This is a genomic window from Rhodococcus tibetensis, from assembly GCF_024438035.1.
GTDB lineage: Bacteria > Actinomycetota > Actinomycetes > Mycobacteriales > Mycobacteriaceae > Rhodococcus_F > Rhodococcus_F tibetensis.
Genome location: NZ_JANFQF010000014.1, coordinates 69964 through 89356 on the forward strand (window position 1 = coordinate 69964; position 19393 = coordinate 89356).

A 19393-nucleotide genomic window follows, 5' to 3' on the forward strand; every position below is an offset into this window, starting at 1 on the left:
ATGAGTGAGGGGCTGACACCGAGGCGAGCGCGGAGATTTCCGTCAGGTGGAAAGTTGGGCTCGGGTTCGATATGTCACGCGCAGAAGCGACCCGTGGCTCACGGGACGCTACTCCGAGGGTCCGTTGGCTGCCGACTCGAGAAAGAGTCGACATCTTCTCGCGCCGCAGGCATTCGACCGAAACCGACTCCGCAGGGGTGACGTTCGCAGCGGAAGTGGAAGAATGCAATGTGGGCCGGACGTCTACAGCTGGTCCGCCAACCGGAGCAACTGGTATGAAGTTGCTCTAGAAACACGGCAACCGAGAGAGTAACTTGAGATTATCGGCCCATACTCGACGGCCCGATGAGCAGAGAGCACCTCCAAGCGCAGTTCAAAGGCAGTTTCATGATCGACTTCGGGCTCGACCTTGGCTGTTCCCGCAGCAAGCATTCGCCTGTGGTAGCACCATCCCGACGATCATCATCGAGATTTCAGCCGGCCGGTGGCGTCGCGCTAGCGGCAGCTGCCCTTCTCCTTCTGATCCCCTAGTTACAAAGGAGTCACTTCCGAGTTCGGTCAACGACGACCGGCAAATCCGCCAAACAATCTGTGGGTGAACCAATTTCGGAGCGACATCATGTGCCCGAACGGGTAGCCCATCGTTCTACACCCGCAGCGTGTCGCAAATGAAGTGCCTGTAGCTGTAGACGGCCAGTCGGATGATCGCCGTGATCATTGGTCTGAGGATCCGGATTCCTTCTCCGGCAGGGCGAGAGGTGCAGCTGAATATGGCACGGCTAAGCGACATTAGCGCGGTCGCTCAATATGTCCTTGCCAGCGTGGTCGATGTTCCATCGCTGTACTCCGACCGGACGAACGTTGCGAACTCGGGAAGCGGATGTTCGTCCGTGGGGAGCCGCCTCAGATTCATTTCGACAGGAGTCCCCATCATGAAACCGACCAAGGCAGCCGTCCTTGCGACTGCGGCCATCTCATCCTTCGTGCTGATCGCAGGGTGCTCTAGAGAGTCGGCACCCGCTGTCCCGACGAACGAGCAGATCGACGACAGCATCGTCTACATGGAGATGACGTCGACCGGATGGGTCTACTATCCCAGCACCACCGGGTGGAAGTGGACGTCGGAGTCAGTCGACGTGTTCAGTAGCTGCACCGGGTGGTTTGCGGGTGCATCCGGCGAGATTATGACGGCTGGACACTGCGTGGATCCGGAATCGGACACGAAACGCGAGAGTCTGATCCGGGCAGTAGGCAAAGAAAACGGCTGGAATGCGGCTGACGTCAGCAAATGTTTGGACGAGTGCTCTGTCGGCGGAGAAGAGTCCGGGTCGCCCCCCGACCTGAGGGTTCAGGTGAATCAGCCCGACATCGACGGCCGCGTGATCTCAGAATGGCGAGACGTGCAGGTCGCAGACATGGTGCCCGCAGAGGACGGTGACCTAGCGCTGCTGCGTGCGAACGGCCTGAACAAGGAGACACCGTTCTTGGGTGTCGCGACGGAGGCGCCCAAGAGTGGGGAGGCCGTAACCGCGATCGGCTTTCCTGGCGTGGTTGATGCAGCCGACGGCAGCAAGACCGATGCGCTTTCGAACCCGTCGTTCAAGACAGGGACCGTGTCCTCGTCGCAAGTCGGTCAGAACGGGGTTGCAACGTTGGAGATCAACGCCGATGTCTCGTCCGGAATGTCGGGCGGGCCAACGATCAATGACCAGGGCGAAGTCATTGGTGTTAACAGTCGCAAGGCCCTCCGCAGCAGTACGGGCGGCAGCGTCGAGGGGAACGCGTTCAACTTCGTCACCGATACCGCGGATCTGAATAGATTTCTGCAAAAGAACGGGGTGACGGAGAAGTGACCCGTGTGCCGGGTACTTCTGCTGACGCTCATCAGCCCCAATGTTACTCATAGCAGCTGGGTTTACCGGACCTACATGTTCGGGGAACGATGCGGCGGTGGACAACTGAAGGTGGTCTCGTCCCCGCGATGAGTGCTGACCAAGACAGGAATCGCGAGGGTTGGCCACGGCCTCTCCGCATTCATTTGTGTTTCCCCGGAGTGCTGCACTAGCACCTGCGATTCCCGTCCCTGGCAGTGACGTGGTCTAGGCGACCGATTCCCACCATTGGAGCAAATTTTCGCTATCCGCCCCGAACGTCACCACCATGGTGAGGTCAGCCTCGTTGGTCCAGATAACTGCTGGTGAGCTTTTGATGATCGCGCAGGCACGTAGACCAGTGCTTTGTTGCCCGTAGCCCCACTCTCCGGGACTCTCGGAACCATCCAGGCAGGCCGTGACCCTCACGTTTCCAAGAACGTTTGCGAAGTCTGCATTAAGACCGTCGGAGCTGGTGTACTGGTAGTACAGAGTCCCAGCCGGGCCGCCCGACGCTGGATATTTACCGCACTCCAAGGACGCCACCGCAGGAGCATTCGGTGTGCCTACCGCGCAGTTTGAGGTGTCGTATCCGGTCGGTAGTGTGCTCGCCAGATGGTTCAGTGCAGCTTGGTTCTGTGAGTTTGTGGGCGACGAGTCGGGGGCCGCGTTGGCGACCGCCGTACCGGCGACTCCCATGGTCGACAATCCGAGTACGACGGTTGCGCTGACCAAGTTGGCGAGTGCAGAGCGAGTAAGCATGTGAAGTGGCTTTCTCTTGGCTGATGTTCTTGCTGACACCTCAAGGATCGGACCATCAGCTATCCAACTTCTTGCAAGTTCCTTATGGTCAAGACTTCGCCCGACCACGCGCTTTGTGCAGCATCGGTCTAGCCTGATATCTCGAAGGCCAGCTCGTGGTGGCCGATTCGGATGACGTCATCGTGTGAGAGGGCTGCGCTGTTGACGACGCGCTGGCCGCCGACGTAGGTGCCGTTGGACGAATGCAAATCTCTGATGACGTAGGTATCGGTGGTACCTACGATGACCGCGTGGTGCCGGCTGACGTTCCCGTCGTCGAGTACAACATCGTTGTCGGGCATCCGGCCGATGCTCGTTTCCGTTGCGTTGATGGGGAATACACGACCTGTCCTGTCGTGGAGGCGAGCATGATTCGTCACCTGCCGATCGTCGACGATCGTCATGGCGACTGCGGCTGTTGCGGCGGCCTTGGCGCGAACATTGAGGGCTTCCTGTCGCAGAATGGACGATTCCAATTCCTGGATCCGAGGACTTGGATCGATACCGAGTTCGGCGGCGAGCAGTGAACGTAGGCGCCGGCAGGTGCCGAGTGCGTCGGATTGCCGGCCGCCGAGGTAGAGCGCTGTGATCAACTGAGCCCACAGCGGTTCTCTCAGTGCATGCCTTTCCACGATTGGTGTGAGTTCGGAGATGACCGCGTCGACATGACCGCATGCGATCTCGGACTCGGCCCGGGCGGTGATGATCGCTAGTTGGTCTTCTTGCATGGCAGCGGCAAACGAATCGGCGAAACCCATGCCCCGCAGATCGTTGAGCGCTTCGCCCCGCCATTCCTGCAAGGCGTGGGTGAAGTGGGTGAATGCCTCTTCGAAGCGGTGGTCGGCGGCCGCTTTGAAACCTTGCTTCTTTCGCAGTTGGAACCGACCCACGTCACACCGCTCGTCGGAAAGGGTAAGTCGATACCCGGGCGGCGCAGAAGCGAGGACGGATCGTGCCTCGATCTTGCTGTCGCTGATCAGCTTCCGGAGGTTTGATATGACGACTTGCACGCTACCTCGGTAGTCCGGTGGGGGTCGGCCGTCCCAGGCGGTGGTGGCCAATGTTTGCGCTGACAGGGGCCGGTTTCGGTTAATGGCGAGCATCGCGAGCACCGCCCGCTGCTTCGGGCCGCCGAGGGGTCGCGTCGTATCATCGACGATCATTTCCACCGGCCCGAGCATGCGGCATTCGATTACCGGGGGGTTCCCTCGTTCGCCTTGATTCATGGTGACCCCGTTGGTGCCGGTATGGGTGCGCGTCCGATACGCCCGAGCACATGGGGGTGGGTCTTGACCAGTCGCGTCGTGGTGGCAGCGTGCTGCCTGATGTTCCTTCCGTTCACGAGTTGTTCGACCACCAATTCCACAATGCGGCCAGGTCGGTTCCCCGAACTATGGTCATGGTGAGTGCGCTGTCGTTGCTCCAGACGATGAGTGGATCGTTGCTCTCGGTGTAGCAGGCGTAGTCGCCGGCATTCTGGTTCGGACTGCGTTTGTAGTGCCATTTGAGCGGCCCAGGAGCGGTGTCGCCGGGACATGGAATCAAGCCCGTGCCGTTGTACTTCACGGTGTTACTGACATCGCGAGCAAGATCGGTCGTGTCGTCGTAAAGATAGACAGCCATGCTAATTGGTCCGCCTTGGCCAGGGTAGGCGTCACACTGGACCCCGGCCTCCGCTGGCGCGAGGTCCTCGGTGTCGGGGTCGCAATTTGCGCGGCTGTATCCGGCGGGGAGCAGACTGAAGAGTTCCTCTTGTGCTTGGTCATCCAGTGCCGTTGACGTAGATGCTCGAGCCGACGCGCCCGGATCCGCATTTCGGGAAGTAGTTACCGTGTACCACAGCCCAGCGATGCCGAATAAGCCCAGCGCAACAACGGCCGCGACGACCAGAGCTCTCCACCACCCGCGCCGGGGCTCCTGACGCCTGGGTTCGCCAAGTGCGGGATCCCACCGGGGAGCGAAATACTGGCCGGGAAAGGGAGGCGGAGGAGGTGGCGTAGAGCCGAAGTTGGGCGCATACGGCGCCCTGGGTTCTGGTGGTGGGGTCGAGTGCGTGATGAATTTGCCTGCGTCGTGGATCGTCTGAGCGTGCCCTCCTGCCGTGAGCGCGTCTTGTGCGGCGACGGCGAGATCACCCGCGGTATGGTATCGGTCGTTCGGGTCCTTAGCCATTCCTGTGGCGATCACATCGTCGAATGCCGTGGCAATGCCCGGTCGAACCCGGCTGGGAAGTGGGATGGGCTCCAGGAGGTGAGCCTTGACGACGACTCGGACACTGTCCGCGGGATAGGGCCGCAATCCCGTAAGGCATTCGTACAACACGCAGGCGAGCGAGTAGACGTCTGCGCGACCGGTGACCTCGCGATCGTCGAACCTTTCCGGTGCCATGTACGCGTAGGTGCCCACTGCTGTTCCCATGGACGTGAGCTTGGTGTCGCCCGCCGTATGCGCGATCCCGAAATCCACCAGGTAGGCGAAATCGTGTCTCGTGACAAGTATGTTTTCCGGTTTGATGTCGCGATGCACCAGTCCGTCCGCGTGTGCCGCATCCAGAGCGGACGCTATCTGGCCGACGATCTCCACTGCCCGAGTGGCTGCCATCGGCCCGTTCCTGGCCAGTAGCTCACCGAGACTTGTTCCCTCGACCAGCCGCATGTCGAGGTAGAGGACGCCGTCGATTTCACCGTAATTGTGGATCGGGATGACATGTGGTTCCTGAAGACGAGCGGCGGTGCGAGATTCACGCTGGAAGCGTTGACGATAGATCGGATCCTCAGCGAACGTCGGGGGCAGCAGTTTAACGGCGACGACACGGTCTTTCGAAACGTCGTAGGCCTCGTAAACCTCGCCCATCCCGCCCCGGCCGATCATCCTTCGCAGGAGATAAGGACCGAACTGTGCGCCTACCCGCGAACCACGCGCCATGTCACTCATGCCGTACTCCCCGGCCGCAGAAGGTGCAACGGCTTCGATGTTCTGCCGCACCAAATCGCGGGTGGTCCCTAGGTAAAGAAAGGCTGCAGGTGGCGAAGGGGCAGATCACCGCTAGAACTCACTCTAATTCGGGGCCTTACCTGAACACAAGGCGTGCGTGAGACACGGCAACCTTGGAACGTTGTCAGCTTCGGGCGAACTCGAAGTGTGAGAGGAGGGCCTTGATGTCCTCCGACACCAAGGCCCTCCTCTTCAACCAAGCCGGCTACCCGCCCGCATTGCAGCGGCCGATCAGGCTGCTACAACCATTAGATGATCGCTTGTCGCCCACGCTGCGGCGAAGACATCGACGGGAATCGCCGCGCCACGCCCCTCGTCGATTCCGCTGTCATTGAGATACACCGTCGCAGTGGCGGTGTCGATGCCGATGACGGACACGGCATGGTCTGGCCGGGTGCGATCCCCCGAAATGTTCCAAATGGTGTCGGAGTCGAGTATGGCGACGACCCGGTGGCCACTTGCGAGGGCGCGCATCACTCCCTCGATTGCTGCTTCCGGGTTGGGTGTCTGTGAGACAACGCTGTCGATGTTGTATGCCGCGAACAGAACGGGGATGTCTGCGGGCTGGGTTCCTCCCGCTGCAGGTCCAGCCGGCGACGGGTCGTCCTTGCGACGCACATCGGGATCGAAGATGGGTCCTTGCCGCACGGTACTCGGAGTGGTTTGCGCAATTCCGAGGATTTCACGTTCTGATGGCAGGTATCCCGTCAGGTCTCCCACAATGCTCGCAACCGCCATCTCCGCGCAGTCCGAAAAGTGCTGGCGTTGCCAGTACCGTACCGATTCTGCCGGATCGCCGATCATGGTCGACACGGAGACTGTGGAGGAGGCTGCGGCCGCAGGAGCAGCCGCGTTCGCGGCTTCTACGTAGCCGAGTGCGGCGAGTCCGATGAGGGCCGAGACGACAGCGGAACGGGTGAGTGTCTTGATTCGGTGATTGAACACGGTGAATGCCTTCGATCGAATGCCGGATGTGGGTGAGGCCTACTTAACGAGGTTGTGCTTATCCACTTCTGAACGGATCCTTATGCCGAAAGCGCCCCGCCGGGACGACTTGCTCGAGCCTGTCACGCTTCCGTACGTGATCCCCTCCGGCTGGATCGCGGGGGAGAGTAGCGTACGACAGATATGTCTAGGCAGAATCGGGCGGTGCGCGTCCGGTCGGCGGCCCTGCGCGCAGTGAGTGAGAATCGACCATGGGCGACAGTGAAGCGCTCGATGCGATGCGGGAGGCAGCCCGGCTCTCGCCCGGCAATTTCCCATTGCGGCGACTCCTCGCCGATGCCCTACTCGCGGCGGGGAAGTCCACAGAAGCAGAGGCGGCATATCAGGCGGCCCTGCTCCTGGCCCCGGGAGACCCGGAAGTCATCATCGGACTCGCGGAATCGTTTGTTCGACAAGGCAAAAGCGGCGCCGCACTGATCGCACTCGAGTCGCTTCCAACCGAACCCAGGCGGCCGGCCCGCGCCGGGATCGTGGCCGCAATGGCTCTTCTCGGAAACGGTGACAAAGCGGCGGCAGCCGCTCAGTATCAACAGGCCATCAACGAGGATGCCGCACTCGCCGATGCTGATATGGCAGCACGGCTGGGCGCTCTTGACACCCCACCGACAGTGGCGCACACTCCACCGGCTGACTCACAGCGGGTGCGTGTAGGTGGTGCCGGCGCGCAAGAGGACGAGCGTCCGGAAGAACCGATACTCGATGCACAGCGCTCGCACATAACCTTCGTCGACGTCGCCGGAATGGAGGACGTGAAGAACACGCTGCGGATGAAACTGCTGCTTCCCATTCAGAAACCGGAGCTGTTCGCTGCATACGGGAAGACGGCCGGCGGAGGGCTGATGCTCTATGGCCCGCCGGGCGCGGGAAAGACCCATCTCGCGCGGGCCACTGCGGGTGAGCTCGGCGCCGACTTCATCGATGTCGGACTCGCCGATATCTTGGACATGTGGGTTGGTTCGAGTGAACGCAACCTGCACAGCATCTTTCAGATGGCGCGGCGCCGCACTCCGTGTGTGCTGTTCTTCGACGAAGTGGACGCGCTCGCGTCACGTCGGTCGGACATGCGTGGGCATAGCCGCCACGTCATCAACCAGTTCCTCGCGGAACTCGACGGCGTCGATGACCGAGCAAATGAGGGGATACTCGTGCTCGCCGCCACCAATGCACCCTGGTATGTCGACACCGCATTCCGTCGACCGGGACGCTTCGGCGAAATGGTTTTCGTGCCCCCGCCCGACGCTAAAGCACGCGCAGCGATCCTCGAAATTCTGTGCCGCGGCAAACCGACAACTCGACTGGACATGAACGCCCTGGCAGCGGCCACCGAGGGGTTTGTCGGGGCCGACCTCGAGGGCGTCCTCGAGCGAGCTATCGAGACCAAGCTCGTCGACTCCATCCGCGCCGGATACCCGCTGCCGTTGACCACCGACGACTTACTGAGGGCCATTCGCACTGTGACACCGACGGCGGTGCGTGAATGGCTTCTGACAGCGCGCAACTATGTGCTCCACGCCAACGAGAGCGGTGTCTGGGACGAACTGTTGCCCTGGCTGCGCGATGTCCGATGAACGTCGAGGTCCGCATACCGGCCGTGGTGGCGCGCAGGTAGCGGTGGAGCGTGCCCGAATCCTGATGGCCGTCCGCCGGCATCTCGATGCCGAACGTGAACTGCGCCGCGCTCTGTCGGACGAACCCCAACATGCTGAAGCGCACGCCGTCCTGGCTGTTGTGCTTGCCGGGCTCGATCGGTCGGCGGAGTCGGTGATCGAAGCGCACGAGTCTGTGCGTCTTGCACCCGATTGGTGGTATCCGCATTATGTTGTGGGCCGGGTGTTCTATAACGCCGGGCACAACGACGAGGCGCTGCAGGCTGCATTGGCTGCGACGAAGATCGATCCGACCGTTTCGTCGGTCTGGACATTGATTGCTCGCGTGCACATGGCACGTCGGGAATTGGTCTGGGCGATGGGCGCCATCCGCGAAGGACTCGCACACGATCCCGAGAACAGTGAACTACTCAGCCTGATGTCGATCGCGCTTATCAACACAGGCGACGTACCAGGTGCTTTGGCCTGGGCGGAGCGGGCAGTGAGCCTCGCGCCGGAAAGCCCGTTCGCTCATCTCGCCTATGGGTTCGCAGTCCGCGCGACTGATAAGCCAGAGCGCGCGTATGCCACCTTTCGTGAAGCGCTGCGCCTGGACCCCACCATGGATGCCGCGCGGGAAGCGCTCGTCGAGACGGTAAAGCGACGGAACTCGTTGTATCGAAGCTTGTTCGATACTTTGCATGCAGACACTCATGAGTCGTGGCTGCCGTTTTGGATATGGGCGGTGCTTTTCGCGTGCCTCACCGTCGCCCATTGGGCGCTGTGGGTACTCGACGCAATACTGACCACCTTGATGTCGTACCACAGAACCGATCGTCATCTGCTCCCCTTCGCGGACGTCCGTGTCGCCCGGTTGTGCTCCGCGGTGCTCTGCGTCGGGTGCGTCATCGTTCTGGCGGGATTCGTCATGGGAGTGGTGTCGGTTGGTTGGATCGGTGTCGCGACGCTCGGGCTTGCCACCCCGATACAGGAGGCTCATGCCCAGGACGGACGGCTGGGTAAGCGACTGCTGTTGGCATGGTCAGGGTTGCTTGCCGTTGTACTTGCATGTTCCCTGGTCATGACCCTCTCGGCCGCTTCTCCCGACAGCGTCGAGGAGATCGGATTCTGGGTCGGTGGCGCCGCAATACTCACAGTGTGGGCACCACCCCGGGTACGGAAATCCTGGGCGTTCGGCCGACGCGCCGACAGGTCCGCACATCGCCGACCATCGAGTAGTAGCGGCCACTAGCTTCCCCTCGACCTTGGATTCTCGCCCTGACCGCGGCAGGACACAACCGTGACCATGCAACGTCCAACTGAGTGCCGATGTGCGCCCGAGCGTACTTTCGCGGACACCTCGGGTCGGCCGATCGGGGGACGGGGGACTTCCACCGGAACTGCGCCCGATCGGGGGACAGACGGCAACCGGCGAGGGCGGGAGAGTTGTTCCGGTGCGCCCTGATGCACACCGGAACGCTCACCCTCGTGGACAGGAACACCCAGTCATGTCACCCATTTCCGATATCGCGGCGGCGCGGTCGCGACGGTCGCGTCGCGTGCTGTTCGTCGGTAATCCCACTCGGCATTCGGACGTGTCGCAGTGGGCGATGGTCAGGCAATGGGTGATGCTTCAGGGGCTTCAACCGATCCGGTCCTTCGGCGGTGACGTGCTGTGCGTGATCGTGACCGAGGACGTTCTCGACGGCAGATGTTCCTCGGCCGACTCACTCCTCGTGCGGCAGGCCCGGGACAACGGGGTGCCGTGCATCAGCGTCCACGACACCACCACGATCTGGCACACGACGGCCCGGGTGCGAGCCCGCATGGCGCTGTCGGCCGAGACGCCGGGCGAGGGGGCGTGACGGTCCGGGAAAATGCGTCTATTCCTGCTCACGGCGGTTTGGCTGGTTCCGGCGCGTGCACCCCAAAGTTGGGGAAAGTTTTCGCCTTTGGAGTGAATGCGTCATGTCGACGACATCCGGAATGTCGATCGATAGACACCCCGGCATTGCCGCATTCGTGATCGCTACGACGGGGTCGCGGAAAGGCCCGTCACGCAGGTGGCAGAGGGCCTGATGTTCATCGCGGCGCTGTATGTGCCGGCGTCGCCGTGGATCGTGGGCTTCGGCGATAAGACCGGGTTGGCGATGTGCAACCTGATCTCGGGCATCGCTGTTGCACTACTCGCCGTCGGATTCACATCGGCGAACGGCCGCACCCATGGGATGACATTCGTCGCGCCGCTGCTGGGTTTGTGGATGATCGTCAGCCCGTGGCTGGTGGACGGTGTCACCACGACCACAGGCATGATCTGGTCGAATGTGCTCGGCGGCGCCATGGTGTGCCTGCTCGGTCTCGGTGTGACAGCAATGGGGACGATGCGTGAGGACCGCATGCAGTAATCGGTCGACTACGTACGAAAGGGAATCGGAGACAGCGCTCGCCGATTGCGACGGGCGCTGTCGCCCGCGGGGCTCGTTCAGAGCCGCCGGCGGAGGAGGCTTCGCGGGCCGCGCTGCGGTCCTCGCGGTCCTGCCTCGAGGAATCCCCACACGGCGACCAACAGGGCGGCGGCGGAGAGCAGGTCTGACATGGTCAGTCCGTGCGACGGGGTCACCACCCAGAGAATCCGACCTTCGAGTTGGCCGTTGCCGAAGATCCAGAGCACGGCGGCGACGACGGTCGCCGTGGCGGTGAGCCGCGACGGCCGGGCGAGGCACAGGGTGGTCGTCGCGAACAGAAGGTTCATGAAGACCAGTGACTGGAAGAGCGACGGCATCGGCCCATCTTCTCCGATGACGCCGTGCCGTGCGCGCGATGGGCTCTGTGCTCAGCGGTTGAGGAAGGCGTCATGATCCGCATGGGCGCGCTTGATCAGATCCAACAGAGCCGTCTCCTCGCGCACCATCTTCTTGAACTTGGGGTCGAGGTTCTTGAGCTGCTCCTCCTCCTTGACGAGCTTGGTGTAGATGCGCTCGCGCTCGTCGGCATCTGCCGTGTAGTCGAGATCAACGTAGTTCGCAGCATGGTGTCGGGCGCCGGCGATCGCCGCTTGGGCCCGGCCCTTCTGGCTTGTCAGGGAGGCGATGACGGTGACGATCAGAACTCCGATGATCACACCGAGGGACAACGCGGTGCTCACTTCCACCACGGCGACGGGTTCGCCGTCGTTGACGAACGGCAGGTTGTTCTCGTGCAGCGCGTGCAGGATCAGCTTGACGCCGATGAAGCCGAGGATGGCCGCCAGCCCGAACGAGAGGTAGATGAGGCGGTCCAGCAACCCGTCGAGGAGGAAGTACAGCTGCCGCAGTCCCATGAGGGAGAACACGGTGGCCGTGAAGACGATGAAGACATTTTGGGTGAGGCCGAAGATCGCCGGGATCGAGTCGAGTGCGAACAGAATGTCGGTGCCACCGATGGCGACCATCACCAACAGCATCGGTGTCATGGCCCGCTTGCCGTTCTCGATAGTGAAGAGCTTGTCGCCGTCGTAGTGCTCGGTGGTGTGCATGAACTTCTTCGCGATCCGGATGATGAAATTGTCGGCCGAGTGCGACTCCTCGGTCTCGGGCCGGAGCATGTTGCCGGCGGTGATGAGCAAGATGAGGCCGAAGATGTAGAACACCCACGCGAAAGAGTTGATCAGCGCGGCGCCGAGGAAGATGAACGCGGTGCGAGCGAAGATCGAGAATACGATGCCGAACAGCAAAACCTTCTGCTGGTCTTCGCGTGGCACCCGAAAGCTGGAAATGATGATGAGGAAGACGAAGAGGTTGTCCACGGACAGTGCCTTCTCCGTCACGTAACCGGCGAAGTACTCCGACCCCATGGTGACGCCACCGAAGATCAGAACGACCACGCCGAAGATCAGAGCAAGTCCCACATAGATCGACGACCAGATTGCCGCTTCCCTCAGGGTCGGAACGTGGGCGTGGCGGACGTGGAAGAAGTAGTCGAACGCGAGCAGGGCGACGATCACGACAATCGTCAGGCCCCAGACCAGCGGAGTTACATGCATCGTCTCTACTTTCACCAAGGGGAGAGGATGTTCATTTCCTTGAGCCTAGCGGGGGATCACGCGGCTGGCAGGCGCGTTCGTCAGGCAATCTTCCCGTCGGGCGGGTCGGCCTCGATGCCGTCGCCGGACGGCGGCGCGGTGCGTTCGCGCACGTCCTTCTGTGCTGCCGCTTTGCCGATCAGTATCGCGATCGGGATCGACAAGGCGATCCACGCGGCTACTGCGCCGATAATCCACCACACCGCTCAAGTATGCGACGCCTACCTTGGGGAATGCTGAGAGCGCAGCCGCGCATCATCACGCGTGCGCAACCGGTCGTTGGAGGGCACGCTGGGCCGCGGGCCAGAACTTGAATCCAGCGGTCATCAGCCCACCCAGCCCGATCAGGGTCACCGCGGCGTCGACGCTTGTAGCAGCCCTAATGCAATGGCTCAGGCGACTATCCCTCTCATCTGGGCGTCTATCTGCCAGCTGCCGGTGCGGCGGTCGTGGGTGTGGGCGCACCGGGGTACAGGCCATTCAGCGTCGACAGAACCTCGTCGGCGATCCGCATCTGCCCGAGGTTGTTCGGGTGGAAATCGTCGGCGCCGAAAGTGGAGTGGTTGTTGGCTGGGCCCCGGTTGCGCGGATCCATGAAAAGTTCGTTGATCTGCACGTAGTAGCCCCCGGCGCGCAGGCAGGTCTGGCGAGCGGCGGCTTCGTGCTCCGTGGACTTGCCGCCGGGGATCGTCCAGGCACCGGGGCAGATGAGTGTTGCTGTCGGGTTCTTCTGTCGGAACGTACCGATGAACTCTCCGTACTTCTCGCGGTAGGCGCCGATCTCCGAGCGCGACACGTCGTTGGTGACCAGCTCGATGACGCCGAGATCGATCCCTGTTGGGATATCGGCGGCAGAGTAAGAGAACACATTCCGTGCCGTACCCGGTGGCTCGCGAAGGATCGGCATGGTCACGCGCTCAGCAGGACCACCCTGCTCGAGAGCACGGAGGACGAGGTTCGGCCACGCGTACTCGACACTGGATGCGGCCATGCCCGCCGTAATCGACGTGCCGACGAACAGCGCCTTAAGCGGCCGGTCAGCAGGTCGCACCTGGTCGGGAGGTTCCACAGCGGGAATGTCCACACCGGTCGGAAGGGCTGTCGGCGGCGCGGTATAAGAACTGGCGTAGTCGTTGCTGGTGGATCGGGTGCTGTACGCAACACCGACACCGACGATCACCAGAAGCACCAGAGCACAGATCGACCCGACGATGATTCGGTTACGGCGAGTTACGGCTTCACGACTCGAAACACTTCTGACTTTGGGCACGCCTCAGCATAGGTAGGCAGCTCTGTTTTCTCTCGGCAAGCGCCCATAAACCCACACAGCAGGAGGATTCGAACGCGACCGCTCCCTTCGTGCCTGCACGAGTTGGACATTCGCGCGACATTCGACCTCAGTGACACCGGAATACAGTCGTGAGGCACTGGCAGGACGATCTGAGATCGTCCTGGCCGCAACTTTCGGCGTTCTCTCGGATTGCCGGTGCCATTCGTCGGGGCTTGGGCGGAGGCGCCTGCACCGCGCCGATCGACAGGGAGCCACCCAATGGTCCGGAGGGTGACAGTTGCTCGGTGACGGGAGACAGGCCGATGCTCGGCGGGCGTCGATCGTGTCGGCTGCGCAGCGAATGGCTGGTTCGGGGCACGACTATGAGGATGGTGGCTCCGGGAACGCAATCGGGGGAACTCGTTTACGCCGAATAAGAATCGTCGTCCGTCGAATTCGCGCTCGACACGTACCGTCACCGACTCGCTCGTGTGGTAGCGCCCCGATCGAGGTACCGGTGGAGTAACTACTGCGGGCAGACCGCGGCCTCCTGGAGGTTGTTCGCAGGAGCGAGTGGTGGAACCCGACTCGCCCGGCGGATGAATATCTCGCGGAGCCCAAGAAACATACCGGAGGATCTAATAACGCCCGAATGTCTGCAGCCTGAACAGTATTGCGACCTCAGCACCCGGGTCTGGTTTCCTTTCCGGCAGATTCTCCGTTCATCGGCACGTGAGTGGAGCCAATTTCGGTGGCCGGACGATTTGGCCCGCCGAGACGAATGCAACGTGTTGCAGTGCGGCACTTGGCCGTTGCGGTTGCGATGTCCGGCAAGTCGTGTAGAAAGAACGAGTGCCCGACAGGGTGCAGATCGGGAGTTCTCCACCAAACGCCTCGACAGGAGCAGATATGTCTTCAGCTTTCGGCAGCCTCACGGAACTGGTCACCTTCCTTGCGCAGTTCCTCACCTTCGGGTCAGAAGCTGGATCCAGCGGCGCCTAAGTCGGCATCTTTCTGAACTGGGGCTCACAGAGTGTGTGGCCCCAGTTCAGGTTTCCGGCCGTTGCACGAGTTACGGCCTCGTCATCGCGCGCTGGGCAGCGGTCCAGAACTCCAGTCCTGCCGTCATCAGCCCGCCGAGGCCGATGATGATCACTGCAGCGTCGACGCTGGTACGTCCCTCCTTGGCCCAGTACACGTCTTCCAAGTCGAGTAGCAACGCCAGTTCGTCGACAATGAGCGCGAGTCCGGTGCCATACGACAAGGGAACCGTCGGATGCCGTCGCTGCTTCTCGGAGCCGCGTACCGCGACGGCACCCACCCCGGCCAGTGCACAAATCCCGAGGTTGTAATGGTGGAAGTGGCGGCCACCGAGTGTCATCCCGCCGCTGCTGGGCCCGTGCCCGTCCTTGATCCAATGGGTCAACGCACGCACCCCACCGAAGGTCAAGGTGAATGCGGTCCATGCCACGACGGCGGACTGTTCGCTCGGGTCGAGGTTTTTTCGCCACGCGGTGCGTAACCGCATTAGGCGAGTCCGTTTCAGAGCTGTCCCGGGACTATTTCCGTTCACGAGTTCGATCGTGCCACCGAACTGTGGAATTCATCCGCGCTTCGGTCCGATGGCAAACCCCACTCGGAAGGTAACGAAACGAGACCAAACTGGGTAGTAAGTCTCGTTTCGGCAAAAAAACAGACCGGACGTCTGTTTAACGGCATACTGGACAGCATGTGGTGGGTCATAGGGATAGCAGTGGTGTGGGTACTCGGCGCGATACCGCTCGCCGTTCTCCTCGGGTCGGCTGCGCGACTGAAAGACATGCGCGAAGCACCGGGTCACGAGCCGGCGTCATCGGCCTCGAGCGCGGATGCTTCCGCGACCCCGGGTTCCGGGGCGAGTGCCGGCCACTCGGGAACGCTGTGGCTTTCAGACGTTTCCACGACACCCGAGATCGTCCAGCGCAGAGCCTGATCCGCGAGAAGACGCGCCGTCGCCGACGCACCTGCTGGACACATTCGGCCCTTGGCCGCAGCGCAGAGCCTGCCCCCGTCGGAAGGAACCTCACCATGACTACTGTCTCGCACATCGAGGTCGCGCGGGCTCGGAGGTCCCGGCTGGTGCTGTTCATCGGGAACCCCACGAGCTATTACGAGGTCACGCGGTGGGCGAAGCTCCGGCAATGGATGGCAGCACACGGTCTGGAACCGGTACGGGAACTCGACGGTGACATACTGTGCGCGATCGTGACGGACGACGTCCTCGACGGAGTCGGATCACCGAAGGACGAGGCGACGACGCAACGAGCGCGAGAGACCGGCGTTCCCTGTGTCAGCCTCCATGACACGAGCCGAATTTTGGGGCTCACCGCTCGCGCCCGGACACGCAGCATGCCCACCGCAGGCGGCGTGTCCGCGCATACCCGGCACGAAGGGGCATAAAGTGCAGCGCCCGAGCCGCTACGCGCTGCGTTTCGTCACGTACGTCCCTTGAACCGAGTACGCCTGCTCGTCGAGGCTGCGACGCACCGTGTGGAGACCGGCTGCGAGTAGTCGTTGTTCGAAGGGAACAGGTGCCTCGAACAGCATCGAGATTCCCGACAATCCAATTCTGTCCAGACGAGATGCTGACGCGCCCAGCGCCCGCAACGCGCGATAGGCGCGATAGCTCGGCTGGAGTCGCCGGCGCAGGGAACGCGGGGGTGTGGGGAAGTCGATCACCGCGTAGCCGCCGGGCCGGAGGGACGAGCTGATTTTCCGTAGGGCGGCGTCGACGCTGTCGAAGGTCTGGACGTGCTGCAAAGTGATCAGAGAGATCGCGACATCATGCCCGGGCTCAGGGTCTCTGTCATTGAGGTCGAGCGTGTCAATGTTGGTGATTCCGCGATCAGCAGCGCGCTCTTCGAGTAGTGCAATCATGCTGCGCGAGATGTCTGCAGACGTCACGCGATCGTACCGCTCGGCCAGCGCGAACGAGAGCCTGCCGGTTCCGGAACCGTAGTCGAGCACACTGTGACGCCCGGCGTCGTCCGGCAAGAAGTCCAGCACCTCGTCGATGCGTCGTGCTCCCGAGGCGTAGAACTCGTCGAGGTTCTCTGCCCACGCTCCGTGACGACGCTCCGGCCTCGACGCGACAGCCCAGTCCGCATCTACCTCACCCAGATGTTCCCAAACATTCCGTTGGCTGGTCATCGCCGAATCCTAACTCCCTCGCCGGACTCCCTCGGGTGAATTTTCGGAAAACAAGCGCTCGGGAGCGGAACGCGGTGCACGGTGAATTGCCCTCGGAGCCAATGCATACAGAAACTGAACGGACCGATGCCGGAATCAGGCCACCGACCGGTCCGGTGGATCTTCCTTACGATCCTCGTCCAGAGTGGAGGACCGCTCGTAACGGTCTTTCAGCCGAGCAGCCCGGCCCCAGCAACATCACAAGTGGAACTGTCAAGGCTGCCCCACAACCCCTATAGCCCACAGAACCCACCGCTACACGTATTGAGTATGCCGGCGGTCGGACGGCCGACCACGATGCTGCGTCTGTGCAAATTCTGTGGAAATCGATGATGAAGCTCCGGTGTCATCAGTCCGGAAAGTCCTGCGGTGAGGGAGAGGCTGCTCAACAAATGCTTGTCGAGGCAAGACCCGGGCGCGTTAACAAATACGAAACATACTCTGCCCGGCGGAAACCGGAGGCGCATCGGGTTTTCGAGCCTAGGCCGATCTCAGGGTTGGGATTCTCGTCGGTTTTGCGTAAGCCTCGCAGGTTCGGGGGGTTATAGATAGTCACTCCATGGCGAGCAGGCTGGATTACCCTGTCTCGGTAAGGATAAAGTCTACGAATCACGGAGCGCAGTCGAGAGTGCATGTGAGACTGTCTTTTCGCATCCGTTCATGCAGGATCACCCGCCATAGCGCGAATCCGTGTTGTCAAGGGCCTTTAGGCCCCATACTCGCCAGTAGCCGAACTTCCTGTGCGGGAAAAGCTCCGCTGCCCGTTGTGATTTGCCTCACATATTTCGCCGAAAATTGCTTTCGACCATGAGTCGGTGATGAAGATTAGGCCCTGACCAGCCGAATTATTGTGTTAGATCCCAACTTTGCAGTCGGCCGCAAATTCACGGTTGGCACGCGATGTACGTGTCGCGAATGCGATCATCGACACGGCAGCAATCGGGGGGACGGTTCTCCTTCTCCGTCACACAGCAATCGCCACACGGGCTGCCGACTCGGACCGACTCTAGGTGGAGGGCGTGTGATGGTTACGGCATTCAATGTTCCACTCAGCCCTATGCTCGGTGCGCGACATCCAGCGGCCGGGCCGAATGCTGGAACCGTGGGCAGCCGCCGGGACTGGCAATCGGCTTACATTCGGAGACTGAGAATCTCGGACACGGTGATTGTCATTGCGGCGGTGGCGTTCGCGCAGTGGGTCCGATTCGGAAACCGCGACGTCCTGGCGACATCCAACTCGATCCCGAACCTCAGCTACTCACTCATCTCAGCGGCGCTCATCGTCATGTGGCTCGCCACCTTGGTGATCTACCGAACCCGCACAGTTCGGGTAATCGGTAGCGGTCCGGAAGAATACCGACGCATCTTCGTCTCCGCCATTCGCCTCTTCGGAATGATCGCGATCGTATCTTTGCTCTTCCGAGTAGATCTGGCGCGCCTGTACCTCGGTATCGCATTTCCACTGGGGCTTGCAGGACTGATTACCAGCCGATGGTGCTGGCGCAGGGCGATCGCGCGCAGGCGGGCGTTGGGAGAATTCCAGACTTCCGTACTGGTCGTCGGGGGTGAGCGGGCTGTACGCAGTCTCGCGGAATCGTTCTCGCGGGGGACCGCCGACGGTTACCGCGTGGTCGGTGTCTGCACGCCCGGACGTAGTACCGAGTGTGGTCAAGCAATTCGTGTCGGCGGACACGATATCCCGGTCCTCGGCGACGAGCGACACGTACTGAGTGCGCTGGAGTTCTGTGGTGCGGACACCGTGGCAGTCACGGCTACCGAACATCTCGGCCACGATGGTATGCGTGCGTTGGCCTGGGCCCTGGAACCCCATCACGTCGATCTCGTGGTGGCGCCGGGAATGATGGACGTTGCGGGTCCGCGGCTTTCGATGAGGCCAGTGGCAGGCCTCCCTTTGATTCACGTCGAGAAGCCCCAGTATCACGGCGCTCAAAAGTTCATGAAGACCGGATTCGATATCGTTTTTGCAAGTGTGGCGCTGATCGCCGTCAGCCCCGTGATGCTCGCGGTCGCCATCGCGATCAAGCTGACAGGCAAGGGACCGGTCTTCTATAAATCCGAGCGAATGGGGCTGGACGGTAACCCCTTCCCCATGTACAAGTTCCGCAGCATGGTGGTGGACGCAGACAGGCATGTCGCATCACTGATGCAGGCGAACGAGGGTGCCGGCGTTCTGTTCAAGATGCGCGAGGACCCAAGAGTTACAAAAGTCGGCCGAATCATGCGGAAGTTCAGCATCGATGAGCTGCCGCAGTTCATCAACGTTCTGCGCCGTGAGATGAGCGTGGTCGGCCCCCGCCCACCGCTTCGCCGCGAGGTGGAGACGTACGACGGGACCGTGCGGCGCCGACTGCTGGTCAAACCGGGAATCACCGGACTGTGGCAGGTGAGCGGCCGGTCCGACCTGTCCTGGGAAGAGACCGTCAGACTCGATCTTTCGTATGTCGAGAACTGGTCGATGACGGGTGATGTCCTGATCATCGGCAAGACGCTCAGGGCGGTGATCGCGGGTGATGGGGCCTACTAGCAGCAGTAGCGACTGTGTGATCGACTCGGCCCG

General features: G+C 61.8%; 16 protein-coding genes and 1 pseudogene. 8 read left to right on the forward strand and 9 right to left on the reverse strand.

Annotated elements, in window-relative coordinates; all coding sequences use genetic code 11:
- Positions 1–932: 932 nt before the first annotated feature.
- Entirely contained in the window at positions 933–1853 is a 921-nt protein-coding gene (locus NOF53_RS17520) for a S1 family peptidase (protein WP_255970985.1), read from the forward strand.
- A 908-nt stretch (positions 1854–2761) separates the two neighbouring features.
- On the opposite strand, the gene NOF53_RS17525 is transcribed toward NOF53_RS17520, so the two are convergent.
- The 3 genes from NOF53_RS17525 to NOF53_RS17535 form a co-directional block, all read right to left on the reverse strand.
- Positions 2762–3898 (reverse strand): BTAD domain-containing putative transcriptional regulator, encoded by a 1137-nt coding sequence (locus tag NOF53_RS17525; RefSeq protein WP_255970986.1) that lies wholly within the window; start codon positions 3896–3898, stop codon positions 2762–2764.
- A 112-nt stretch (positions 3899–4010) separates the two neighbouring features.
- Positions 4011–5606, reverse strand: coding sequence for a serine/threonine-protein kinase (locus NOF53_RS17530; RefSeq protein ID WP_255970988.1), 1596 nt, complete (start codon positions 5604–5606; stop codon positions 4011–4013).
- A gap of 291 nt (positions 5607–5897) precedes the next feature.
- Positions 5898–6611 carry a C39 family peptidase gene (locus tag NOF53_RS17535; protein ID WP_255970990.1) on the reverse strand — a complete coding sequence of 238 codons (714 nt, stop codon included), beginning with the start codon at positions 6609–6611 and terminating at the stop codon, positions 5898–5900.
- Between the two features lie 251 nt (positions 6612–6862).
- Between NOF53_RS17535 and NOF53_RS17540 the strand changes: the two genes are divergently transcribed.
- From NOF53_RS17540 to NOF53_RS17555, 4 genes and pseudogenes are all read left to right on the forward strand, one after another.
- On the forward strand, positions 6863–8239 hold the full coding sequence (locus NOF53_RS17540) for an ATP-binding protein (protein ID WP_255970992.1): 1377 nt from the start codon (positions 6863–6865) through the stop codon (positions 8237–8239).
- Complete coding sequence (locus tag NOF53_RS17545; RefSeq protein ID WP_255970994.1) at positions 8229–9509, forward strand: tetratricopeptide repeat protein; 1281 nt, start codon at positions 8229–8231, stop codon at positions 9507–9509. Before NOF53_RS17540 ends, NOF53_RS17545 begins: the two co-directional genes overlap by 11 nt.
- Before the next feature lie 256 nt (positions 9510–9765).
- Complete coding sequence (locus NOF53_RS17550) at positions 9766–10122, forward strand: hypothetical protein (RefSeq protein ID WP_255970996.1); 357 nt, start codon at positions 9766–9768, stop codon at positions 10120–10122.
- Positions 10123–10243: 121 nt separating this feature from the next.
- Positions 10244–10662: pseudogene (locus tag NOF53_RS17555) on the forward strand (SPW repeat protein).
- A gap of 77 nt (positions 10663–10739) precedes the next feature.
- On the opposite strand, the gene NOF53_RS17560 reads toward NOF53_RS17555, so the two are convergent.
- From NOF53_RS17560 to NOF53_RS17580, 5 genes are all read right to left on the reverse strand, one after another.
- Positions 10740–11039 carry a hypothetical protein gene (locus tag NOF53_RS17560; protein WP_255970998.1) on the reverse strand — a complete coding sequence of 100 codons (300 nt, stop codon included), beginning with the start codon at positions 11037–11039 and terminating at the stop codon, positions 10740–10742.
- 51 nt (positions 11040–11090) lie between these two features.
- On the reverse strand, positions 11091–12278 hold the full coding sequence (locus NOF53_RS17565) for a TerC family protein (protein WP_255971000.1): 1188 nt from the start codon (positions 12276–12278) through the stop codon (positions 11091–11093).
- Positions 12279–12358: 80 nt separating this feature from the next.
- The gene (locus NOF53_RS17570) at positions 12359–12520 is read right to left on the reverse strand and encodes a hypothetical protein (protein ID WP_255971002.1); all 162 of its coding nucleotides are present in this window, start codon (positions 12518–12520) and stop codon (positions 12359–12361) included.
- Positions 12521–12738: 218 nt separating this feature from the next.
- Entirely contained in the window at positions 12739–13497 is a 759-nt protein-coding gene (locus NOF53_RS17575) for an SGNH/GDSL hydrolase family protein (RefSeq protein WP_255971004.1), read from the reverse strand.
- 1162 nt (positions 13498–14659) lie between these two features.
- Positions 14660–15115, reverse strand: coding sequence for a hypothetical protein (locus NOF53_RS17580; protein WP_255971006.1), 456 nt, complete (start codon positions 15113–15115; stop codon positions 14660–14662).
- 201 nt (positions 15116–15316) lie between these two features.
- Between NOF53_RS17580 and NOF53_RS17585 the strand changes: the two genes are divergently transcribed.
- On the forward strand, positions 15317–15559 hold the full coding sequence (locus NOF53_RS17585) for a hypothetical protein (RefSeq protein ID WP_255971008.1): 243 nt from the start codon (positions 15317–15319) through the stop codon (positions 15557–15559).
- Between the two features lie 95 nt (positions 15560–15654).
- Positions 15655–16026, forward strand: a complete 372-nt coding sequence (locus NOF53_RS17590; RefSeq protein ID WP_255971010.1) for a hypothetical protein — start codon at positions 15655–15657, stop codon at positions 16024–16026.
- Positions 16027–16044: 18 nt separating this feature from the next.
- Here the strand turns inward: NOF53_RS17590 and NOF53_RS17595 are convergent, their stop codons facing one another.
- Positions 16045–16776, reverse strand: a complete 732-nt coding sequence (locus NOF53_RS17595; protein ID WP_255971012.1) for a class I SAM-dependent methyltransferase — start codon at positions 16774–16776, stop codon at positions 16045–16047.
- A gap of 1063 nt (positions 16777–17839) precedes the next feature.
- Here NOF53_RS17595 and NOF53_RS17600 point away from each other — a divergent pair.
- On the forward strand, positions 17840–19360 hold the full coding sequence (locus NOF53_RS17600) for a sugar transferase (RefSeq protein WP_255971126.1): 1521 nt from the start codon (positions 17840–17842) through the stop codon (positions 19358–19360).
- The last annotated feature ends 33 nt before the right edge of the window (positions 19361–19393 follow it).

Coding starts and splice junctions, on each gene's coding strand:
- NOF53_RS17520 (WP_255970985.1), top strand. CDS start 933: ATGAAACCGACCAAGGCAGCCGTCCTTGCGACTGCGGCCATCTCATCC.
- NOF53_RS17525 (WP_255970986.1), bottom strand. CDS start 3,898: ATGAATCAAGGCGAACGAGGGAACCCCCCGGTAATCGAATGCCGCATG.
- NOF53_RS17530 (WP_255970988.1), bottom strand. CDS start 5,606: ATGAGTGACATGGCGCGTGGTTCGCGGGTAGGCGCACAGTTCGGTCCT.
- NOF53_RS17540 (WP_255970992.1), top strand. CDS start 6,863: ATGGGCGACAGTGAAGCGCTCGATGCGATGCGGGAGGCAGCCCGGCTC.
- NOF53_RS17545 (WP_255970994.1), top strand. CDS start 8,229: ATGTCCGATGAACGTCGAGGTCCGCATACCGGCCGTGGTGGCGCGCAG.
- NOF53_RS17550 (WP_255970996.1), top strand. CDS start 9,766: ATGTCACCCATTTCCGATATCGCGGCGGCGCGGTCGCGACGGTCGCGT.
- NOF53_RS17560 (WP_255970998.1), bottom strand. CDS start 11,039: ATGCCGTCGCTCTTCCAGTCACTGGTCTTCATGAACCTTCTGTTCGCG.
- NOF53_RS17565 (WP_255971000.1), bottom strand. CDS start 12,278: ATGCATGTAACTCCGCTGGTCTGGGGCCTGACGATTGTCGTGATCGTC.
- NOF53_RS17580 (WP_255971006.1), bottom strand. CDS start 15,115: ATGCGGTTACGCACCGCGTGGCGAAAAAACCTCGACCCGAGCGAACAG.
- NOF53_RS17585 (WP_255971008.1), top strand. CDS start 15,317: ATGTGGTGGGTCATAGGGATAGCAGTGGTGTGGGTACTCGGCGCGATA.
- NOF53_RS17590 (WP_255971010.1), top strand. CDS start 15,655: ATGACTACTGTCTCGCACATCGAGGTCGCGCGGGCTCGGAGGTCCCGG.
- NOF53_RS17595 (WP_255971012.1), bottom strand. CDS start 16,776: ATGACCAGCCAACGGAATGTTTGGGAACATCTGGGTGAGGTAGATGCG.
- NOF53_RS17600 (WP_255971126.1), top strand. CDS start 17,840: ATGGTTACGGCATTCAATGTTCCACTCAGCCCTATGCTCGGTGCGCGA.